8 protein-coding genes are annotated in these 8953 nt (G+C 44.0%); 6 read left to right on the top strand and 2 right to left on the bottom strand.

The window, feature by feature from the left end; all coding sequences use genetic code 11:
• Both QL898_RS11640 and QL898_RS11635 read right to left on the bottom strand, forming a co-directional pair.
• A partial coding sequence (locus QL898_RS11640) for a transposase (RefSeq protein ID WP_252962504.1) occupies window positions 1–163 on the bottom strand: 163 nt, incomplete at its 3' end.
• Window positions 164–184: 21 nt separating this feature from the next.
• Entirely contained in the window at window positions 185–370 is a 186-nt protein-coding gene (locus QL898_RS11635) for a hypothetical protein (RefSeq protein WP_290176928.1), read from the bottom strand.
• Between the two features lie 234 nt (window positions 371–604).
• On the opposite strand from QL898_RS11635, the gene QL898_RS11630 reads away from it, so the two are divergent.
• From QL898_RS11630 to ppc, 6 genes are all read left to right on the top strand, one after another.
• Entirely contained in the window at window positions 605–1594 is a 990-nt protein-coding gene (locus QL898_RS11630; protein WP_290176927.1) for a proline racemase family protein, read from the top strand.
• 69 nt (window positions 1595–1663) lie between these two features.
• Window positions 1664–2911 (top strand): FAD-dependent oxidoreductase, encoded by a 1248-nt coding sequence (locus QL898_RS11625; RefSeq protein ID WP_290176926.1) that lies wholly within the window; start codon window positions 1664–1666, stop codon window positions 2909–2911.
• A 97-nt stretch (window positions 2912–3008) separates the two neighbouring features.
• Entirely contained in the window at window positions 3009–3872 is an 864-nt protein-coding gene (gene dapA, locus QL898_RS11620; RefSeq protein ID WP_290176925.1) for a 4-hydroxy-tetrahydrodipicolinate synthase, read from the top strand.
• 52 nt (window positions 3873–3924) lie between these two features.
• Complete coding sequence (locus QL898_RS11615; protein ID WP_290176924.1) at window positions 3925–4758, top strand: aldehyde dehydrogenase family protein; 834 nt, start codon at window positions 3925–3927, stop codon at window positions 4756–4758.
• Entirely contained in the window at window positions 4754–5821 is a 1068-nt protein-coding gene (locus tag QL898_RS11610; RefSeq protein WP_290176936.1) for an alanine/glycine:cation symporter family protein, read from the top strand. Before QL898_RS11615 ends, QL898_RS11610 begins: the two co-directional genes overlap by 5 nt.
• Window positions 5822–5981: 160 nt before the next feature.
• Window positions 5982–8762: a phosphoenolpyruvate carboxylase gene (gene ppc / locus QL898_RS11605; RefSeq protein ID WP_290176923.1), complete on the top strand. Its 2781-nt coding sequence runs from the start codon at window positions 5982–5984 to the stop codon at window positions 8760–8762.
• The last annotated feature ends 191 nt before the right edge of the window (window positions 8763–8953 follow it).

Below are 8953 nucleotides of genomic sequence, written 5' to 3'. Positions count from 1 at the left end.
CAATAAGCTTGCCTTGATTGGCTTTGTTCTGCCAGTTCGATAACGTTTGCATCGCTATGCCAAGTTGCTTGGCTGTGGCTGAAACATTACCGTTATTGTCTGCTATTTTCTTAACGGCTTCTGCTTTAAATTCGTCACTGTAGGTTCTTACTTTCTTGGTCATGGTAAACTCCAGTTAATACGCTTAGTTTACCAAGTTTAGTTGTACGGTTTCTTCAGCATAGCTCAAAAACACCACATTTTTCATAGTGTCAAACAAAGGCATCAATAACGATATATTGCCAACAAACTCAGCAAAATTGGCTGGTTGATAAGTCTGTAGATGTTTTGACAGTTGTTTTGTAGGTGTTTCTAATACTAACGGCCGCATCGGTATATTCCCATATAGCATCTCAAGCTTGTCGTTGAGCTTTTCAGGTATTTTAGGGTGCTACACAATATTTATACTCCTAAATATCCTTATAACCTGTGCAGAAATGCGCATTTATTCATATAAAAACATCAAGACTGCTTTTCTGAAAAACGTCATTCTATATTTACGCCTTGTTCATTTATGAATAACGCTAACAGTATATTAACTCACGGATGAATCAGGTAGGCAGTCATGTTTGATACGCTTTTCACTCTTAAGATTATTGATTCACATACTGGCGGTGAACCTACTCGTATGGTGTATGAAGGATTTCCTGAGCTTAGTGGGCAATCTATTCAAGAAAAACTTCAAGACTTCAGACAGAATTTCGATCATTTACGTCAAAGTATTATCCTAGAACCTCGTGGTAATGATGTGCTTGTCGGAGCGCTTTTGTGCCCGCCTTCTGATCCTCGTGCCACGGCTGGCGTGATCTTCTTTAATAATCATGGCTATTTAGGTATGTGCGGCCATGGCACTATCGGCGTTATTGCATCTCTAGCTTATCAACAAAAGATAACCGCTGGTGATCACTATCTAGAAACAAGCGTAGGCCTAGTTAAAGCAACCTTACATGATGATGGTAGTTGTAGCGTCCAGAATGTCCCCTCTTATCGCTACCAAAAACAGGTAGAAGTTCAAGTACCCAATATCGGTCCTATCTATGGAGATATCGCTTGGGGTGGTAATTGGTTTTTCTTAGTCAACGATCATAAGCAAGCTATTGAAGCCAGTAATGTTAAGGAGCTTACTCAATTTAGCATACAGATTAAGGAGGCACTTCATAGGTCTGGAATTATGGGTGCTAACAATGGCGAAATTGATCATATAGAACTGTTTGGCAAGAGCGATCTCGCCGGCACTAACAGCAAAAACTTCGTATTATGCCCTGGATCTGCCTACGATCGATCTCCTTGTGGTACTGGAACCAGTGCCAAATTAGCTTGCTTAGCCGCAGACAATGTACTCGCACCTGGTGAGACTTGGTATCAGCAAAGCATCATTGGCAGTGTCTTTAGTGCCAGCTATCAGACTATTGATGTACTTAGTCATCATAGCTCTCTTCATAACCACTCTGTCAATACTATTATCCCCACGATCCGAGGGTGCGCCTACGTATGTGCAGAGACCTCACTCATCGTTCAAGACAGCGATCCGTTCAAATGGGGTATTTCTTTATAGATACTAGTTTATATAGCTTTTAGGAAGTAACCAATCACTGCTCAGCAAGGTCAGAAAAGCGAGACTCTCATGGACACACAAGTGTTTGATATACATATCATCGGTGGTGGCATTATCGGACTATGTGCTGCGGTTACCCTACAGTCTCGTGGGGTAAAAGTTGCAATCTTGGAAGCCGATAAAATTGCTCGCGGTGCAACTTATGGCAACGCAGGTCACATTGCCACTGAACAGGTTTTCCCTATTGCTGATGCCAGTATCTTACGACATGTTCCTGCCATGCTACTCAACCCTGAAGGGCCTCTGCGGATAGATTGGCGCTACCTTCCACGCTTAGCACCATGGGCATTTAAGTTATTACTTAACATGCGTACCGAACCATTTGCACGCAGTCACCAAGCCCTTTTGGCACTAAATGCACAGAGCCTTCAAGCTTGGCAAAATTTTGCCAAAGAATGGCAGTTACATTCTTGGATACAAATACAAGGGTCTTTATTGTGCGTAGAGCAGCCTAACAGCTTAAAAGCGCTCACAGCACATGGTCAACGCTTAAATAGTTTGGGTGTCTCTAACAGCCTACTGTCACAGTCAGCACTGACAGATCTTGAGCCTGCGTTAAGAGACAATCAATTGGGCGCTCTGTTTTTTCCAGAAACGGGTCATATCACCAATATTGGCGCTGTCACTCATAAACTAAGTACTATTTTTAGATCGCTCGGTGGAAAAATTTATGAAAATTGCCCTGTTTTAAGCGCGGACGTGACAACAGATGGTATTCGTCTAACGACAGCGCAGCAGCAGATTCACGCCAGCAAAGTCATGCTAGCAGCAGGGGCGCACTCTAAAACCTTAGCAAAACAGCTCACAGGTGTCTCAGTACCAATGGATACAGAGCGAGGCTATCACCTGATGCTCCCTAACGAAAGTCAGCGTCTCAACATCCCTGTTTCTAGTATGGATCGCCGCTTTATCATGACCCCAATGGAAAAAGGCCTGCGCTTGGCGGGCACAGTAGAGTATGCAGGGCTTGAGGCACCAGCCAATATGAACCGTGCGCAAATGCTGTTGAAACAAGCTCAAGCAATGCTAAACACCCCTTTAGATACAGACAGCAATACGCAATGGATGGGGTTTAGACCTTCTACAGCAGACTCACTGCCCATCATAGACAGATTGGATTCAGTGTTTTTAAGCTTTGGTCATCAGCATTTAGGTCTGACCCAAGCTGTCGTAAGCGCACAGATGATTGCCGCACTATATTTTGATGTTACTGCCATCGTAGACCCTACTGCCTATCGTATAGATCGTTTTAGATAAGCCCATATTTCACCTCTATGATCACTCATAGAACCAATAACGTTGTGAACAACCTATGGTTTATTCACGACTCTCACCATCAAATAAGGATATTTATATGAACATTCATGGTGTCTTAGTCCCTATCGTTACCCCTTTCGATGTTAATGGAGATATCGATACTCAAAAGTTAACCGAACTGGTCAATGTATTCATAGAAAAAGGCGTTACCGGAATCGTAGCTTGCGGTACAACGGGTGAATATTACACGTTCTCGCCTGCAGAGCGTGAACTGGTTTTGACCACTATCGCTGACGCTGCCAAAGGCAAAGTCACTCTGATTGCAGGTATCAACAGTTTATCGACCAATCATTCTATCGAACTTGCTCACCAAGCCAAAAACTTGGGCTACGACGGCTTAATGTTATCAGCCAATCCGTATAGCCTACCAGACCAAGACGGTATTATTGCGCATTTTGAAACCGTCGCTGATGCCACTGACCTACCTATCATTATGTACAATTTTCCAGCACGCGTCGGTGTAAGCATTGAGTTTGAAACCGTCGCGCATTTATCCAAACATCCCAATATTGTAGGTGTCAAAGAAAGCAGCGGCGATTTTAGCCATGCATTACGTATGCTACAGGCTGATTTTGAAAACTTTGAAGTGGTTTGTGGTTGTGACGACCAACCAGTAGATTTCTTCTTTTGGGGTGCTAAGAGCTGGATCGCTGGTGCGGCTAACGTATTTCCAGCAGAACAAGTCGCATTGTTTGCAGCCACACAAAAAGGCGATTGGAACCGTGCTAAAGAGCTGATGACAGCCATGTATCCTGCTATCCACTCTATGGAGTCTGGAAACTATAACCAAAAAGCCAAAGCAGGCTGCATTAACGGGAGCATCAATGTTGGGTCAGTACGACTACCTTTGACTGATATGTCAAAAGAAGAGACTCAGTCATTTTTAGCACTTCTGTCTTGATACATCGCACCATTCTTATCGTTCCTACCATTATATAGAAAAGGACAATCTAATGAGTATGACCACAGCGCAAGTCTTTGAACTCGCCAGCAACCAACAGCTTTGGGCAGGCCATTTAATAGATACTACAGTACCAGTATCCGAGACAACACTCCCTAACTACAGCCCTATTGATAATACCTGTATAGGTAGCATTGCTAATGGGAGTCAGCAAGATGTTAATACGGCGGTAACGGCAGCCCGAGACGCTTTTGAACATGGTGAGTGGCGACGGATGTCTCCTGCAGAGCGCAAAGCTATTATGCAGCGTTGGTGTCAGTTAATGCATGATCATATGGATGAGTTAGCTGCCTTAGATTGCGTCGATGCAGGCAAGCCTATTACTGAATGCCTCAACACTGACCTGCCCGCTACGATTGAAACTTTTGAATGGTACGCCGAAACAGCTGATAAAGTTTTTGGCAAGGTTGCTCCTACTGGCGCAGATGCACTAGGCCTTGTGGTACAAGAGCCTATTGGTGTAGTGGGTGCAGTACTACCATGGAATTTCCCAGCACAAATGTATGCATGGAAAGTTGCACCCGCATTAATAACTGGCAACTCAGTCATTGTTAAACCGGCTGAATTAACCTCGCTCTCAGCATATCGATTAACACAATTGGCGTATGAGGCTGGCGTGCCAAAGGCGGCGTTGCAGTTAGTCTGTGGGCTTGGTGAAGAAGTAGGTGCGGCACTCGGTCAGCATATGGATGTTGATATGGTTTCTTTTACAGGATCAACCGAAGTCGGTCGACTGTTTCTACAGTACTCTGCACAAAGCAACCTCAAGGAAGTTGTCTTAGAAGGTCGGCGATCAATATCGTGGCGGCTCCCCTTTTTATATTGAAAGAGGATTAAAGCTAAAACCTTTTGCTATCATCGTCGCTATCGTGACCTGTCTATCTTACGGCGTGTTAGTGCCTGGTGTTCAGGCCAATACCATTGCGGACTCTTTTAATACAGCATTTAATATACCATCCGTTGTAACAGGAATTATCCTTGTCGTACTACTAGGTATCATTATATTTGGCGGTGTGAAGCGTATTGCTAACTTTGCAGGCAAGGTCGTACCCGTCATGGCAATCGGTTATATCCTCATGATGGTAATTGTATTGGCATTTAACGCTCAAAATATCCCTGCAATGTTTGCTCTTATCTTTAAGAGCGCTTTTGGCATGGATGCAGTGTTTGGTGGTATGGTTGGAACTGCTATCTCTTGGGGCGTACGCCGTGCTGTTTTCTCAAACGTTGCGGGTGCTGGCGAGGCGACCTTTAGCTCAGCGGCAGCCGAAGTATCACATCCTGCCAAACAAGGCTTAGTGCAAAGCTTCTCTATCTACATCGATACGGTGCTTGTCTGTACGGCAACAGCGTTGATGATTCTATCAACTGGCATGTATAACGTAGTGACCCCTGAAGGTATAACCCTAGTTAATAATATGCCTGGTGTTGAAGCTGGTACGGCATTTACCCAAGCGGCTGTATCTACTGTCTTTAACCAGTATGGAAGTGGCTTTGTTGCGATTGCTATCTTTTTATTCGCTTTCACCTGCTTGGTTGCTTATTACTATATCGCCGAAACTACGTTGGTCTATTTGGACAATAAACTGCGCTACCCCATTCTCAAACATGTACTAAAACTGGTCTTTTTAATCGTTTGTTTCACTGGTAGTGTTCAGTCAATCGGTATGATGTGGGCGTTAGGTGATATAGGGTTTGGTAGTATGTGCTACTTAAACTTCATTGCTATTTTACTGCTAAGTAAAGTTGCTCTAAAAGTTCTAAAAGACTACGACGAGCAGATGAAATTAGGTATAAATCCTGTCTTTGACCCTAGGAAGGCTGGAGTGGATAATGCGGACTTTTGGATAGAATATAGCAATGAGCATGGTCATAAAGAATCGCTCTAATAATAGTGCATTAGAGGTCTGCCAGTATCTACTAGTAAAAAAGTTGCTATCAACATCAAGCAGGCCTCACCTATTTATGTTAAATTGCAAAAAACCATAAGGATATTACGTATAAGATAACCATAGTATTGTATCCACTCATTTGATAGGAAGGTTGAAGATGACACTAGATAACAACGTACTACGTAAACGCACCAGCTTGTTGGGTTCATTATTAGGTGATGCTATTTCTCGCCAATCTGGTGAGCAGACGCTAGAGACGATTGAGACGCTGCGCAAAGGCTTTATTCAACAGCGCCGTGAGCCGAATGAGGCACATAAACAGCAGCTTATCGATTTTATTGCTTCTTTAGACAATCAAACCTTAAAAAACGTCATACGCGGCTTTTCTATCTATTTTTTCCTAGCCAATCTAAGTGAAGAGAATTATTTGCGTGAGCAGCGTCATGAGCTGCGTATGCAATCTGAGCAAAGCTGGGAAGGATCATTTCGTCGTACCTTACTTGAGTGTCGTGAACGCAATATTGAGCCCGCTCAAATGCAAGAGCTGATTGATCAGCTAAAGTTTACACCTGTATTTACGGCGCATCCTACCGAAGCGCGCCGCCGTACTACGATGAATATCTTACAAAGTCTATTCACGCATAGCGACGCTTTAAATAACGTGTCTGAAAACAGCTTCGCCTACGAGCAAGCTAAAGAACAAACGGCGCAAACGATTGATCTATTATGGTCTTCTGATGAAGTGCGCACCCGTAAGCCGTTGGTATATGATGAGATTAACAATGGCTTGCATTACTTTAATGCCAGTTTGTTCAATGCCATTCCTAAAGTGTATCGTAATATCAAAAAAGCCATTGTCGATATCTATCCGGAGCTTACAGACTATCCACTGCCTGCATTTATGAGCTTTGGTTCATGGATTGGTGGTGATAGAGATGGCAATCCTTTTGTGACTTTTGAGACCACAGAACTTGCCGTATTGATGCATGCTGATACCGTGCTGCGTCACTATCAAGTACTACTCAAAAAGCTGCGCCGCCAGCTGATTCATAGTGACACCATTGTCACCGTTTCACCTGACGTATATGCCAAGATCAAAAGTTATGATGAGCTCGATCAGCGTGTGTTTGACTATAACCTCGATGACTATAGCAATGAGCCTTATCGTCGCCTGCTCTCTATCATCTTGACTAAAGTCAAAGCAACCAATCGCCGCATCCAAAGTAAAGGCACGGATATCGAAGCTGAAAAAGACGCCTATGCCAATCCAGAAGAATTACTAGAAGATCTGCGCATTATCCGTCAAAGTGTCAATACACACGATACGGCACACGCAGAAGGATTACTGCTAGATGTCATTCGTTTAGTCAAAACTTGCGGCTTTCATTTGGCGGCGCTCGATATCCGTCAAGAGTCGTCATACCATGGCGAAGTGATCGCAGATATCTTTGCTAGTGCCTCCAACCTGCCTGATTATCAGACGCTAAGCGAAACCGAACGTCAAGAGTGGTTGACACGCTTGCTAGAAAACCCAGGCACACCGCTCATCTATACTGACAACCTGACAGACAAAACACGTGAGCAATTGTCACTGATGAATTCGGTCGCCACTCTACGCAAACTGGTGGGACAGGCTACTTTTGGTAGCTATGTTATCTCGATGACCAATAATGCTAGCCAGCTACTAGAGGTGTTGCTGCTCATGCGGTTTGCAGGCTTATGCAGAGTTGATGACGAAGGTCAGTTGTCCGCTGACCTACCTGTCGCACCATTGTTCGAAACCATCGAAGATCTTAAAAACATCGATAAAATCTTGCCTGCCGTGTTAGATAATCCGCTGTATCGTGGACTGCTACAGAACACGGATAACACACAAGAGATCATGCTGGGTTATTCAGACTCATCAAAAGACGGCGGCATTATCACCTCTGCTTGGCAGCTTTATAGTGCACAGCAAACTATTAATAACATTGCTGAGCAATATGGTATAAAAACACGCTTGTTCCATGGTCGTGGCGGTTCTGTGAGCCGTGGTGGTGGATCAACGCACAAAGCCATTGCTGCACAGCCAGCTGGCACGCTACATGGTCAGATTAAGGTAACTGAGCAAGGCGAAGTGCTTTATGCTAAGTATGCCAATACGGACACCGCTGTGTTTGAGCTGACCATGGCGATCACGGGTACACTAAAAGCCTGCTCTACACGGTTTGTGGTACAACCGACTGAGTTGCCAGAGTATGAATCCTTGTTTGCACGCTTAGCGGACGCAGGCGAACAGCGTTATCGAGAGCTGACCGATCATACCGAAGGGTTTTATAAGTTCTACTCCGAGGTCACCCCTGTTCAAGAAATCTCGTTATTAAACATTGGCTCACGTCCAGCCCACCGTAAAAAGGGTTTACCAAGTAAGACCACCTTACGAGCGATTCCTTGGGTATTTGGCTGGTCATTAGCACGCTTTACCTTACCTGCTTGGTATGGCGTCGGTAGTGCGCTAGATAGCGTCAAAAAAGACGAAGCATTGATGAAAAAGATGAATCAGTATTGGCCGTTTTTTAGCGTGTTTATCAGTAATATCGAAATGGCCTTTACCAAAGCCAATATGAATATCGCCGAGGCCTATAGCCAACTATGTGATGATGAGCCGTTACGCGAAAAAATCATGACAGCGGTCACCGATGAATACACGCTGACTAATTCGGGATTAAACTCTCTGCTTGAACAAGACTCTTTATTATCCAATCAGCAAAACCTTGCCTCATCCCTGCAGTGGCGAGACGCTTATCTAGATCCTATTAACTATATCCAGATTGAGCTTTTAAAGCGTGCTAGACAACAGGACACCCCGAACGATTCAGCACATGGCGACATTAATGTAGAAGATCCATTAATCCGTAGTATCAATGCGCTAGCTGCAGGGTTACGAAATACTGGTTAAGGTAGCTTTTCGATAAGTAGCTTTCGGATAAATAAAAACCTTATACCAATTGTCGCAAATATTAAGGCTTCGTTCGCGAAGCCTTAATATTATTCAAAACCCTTCAAAAAATATCTCGCCAGATATCAATCGCAGTTTAGTACTGCGTTGATTGATATTGCCTATTAGGTGATTCGTAATTCATTGTTTGA

Origin of the sequence: Psychrobacter sp. APC 3279, from assembly GCF_030407795.1 — a bacterium.
GTDB lineage: Bacteria > Pseudomonadota > Gammaproteobacteria > Pseudomonadales > Moraxellaceae > Psychrobacter.
Note: the sequence above shows the minus strand (reverse complement) of the source record. Positions and strands in the feature narration are given on the sequence as shown.

What these genes read in the sequence shown, in the direction of transcription:
- dapA (WP_290176925.1), top strand. Translation starts at nt 3,009, where the DNA reads ATGAACATTCATGGTGTCTTAGTCCCTATCGTTACCCCTTTCGATGTT.
- QL898_RS11635 (WP_290176928.1), bottom strand. Translation starts at nt 370, where the DNA reads ATGCGGCCGTTAGTATTAGAAACACCTACAAAACAACTGTCAAAACAT.
- ppc (WP_290176923.1), top strand. Translation starts at nt 5,982, where the DNA reads ATGACACTAGATAACAACGTACTACGTAAACGCACCAGCTTGTTGGGT.
- QL898_RS11625 (WP_290176926.1), top strand. Translation starts at nt 1,664, where the DNA reads ATGGACACACAAGTGTTTGATATACATATCATCGGTGGTGGCATTATC.
- QL898_RS11615 (WP_290176924.1), top strand. Translation starts at nt 3,925, where the DNA reads ATGAGTATGACCACAGCGCAAGTCTTTGAACTCGCCAGCAACCAACAG.
- QL898_RS11630 (WP_290176927.1), top strand. Translation starts at nt 605, where the DNA reads ATGTTTGATACGCTTTTCACTCTTAAGATTATTGATTCACATACTGGC.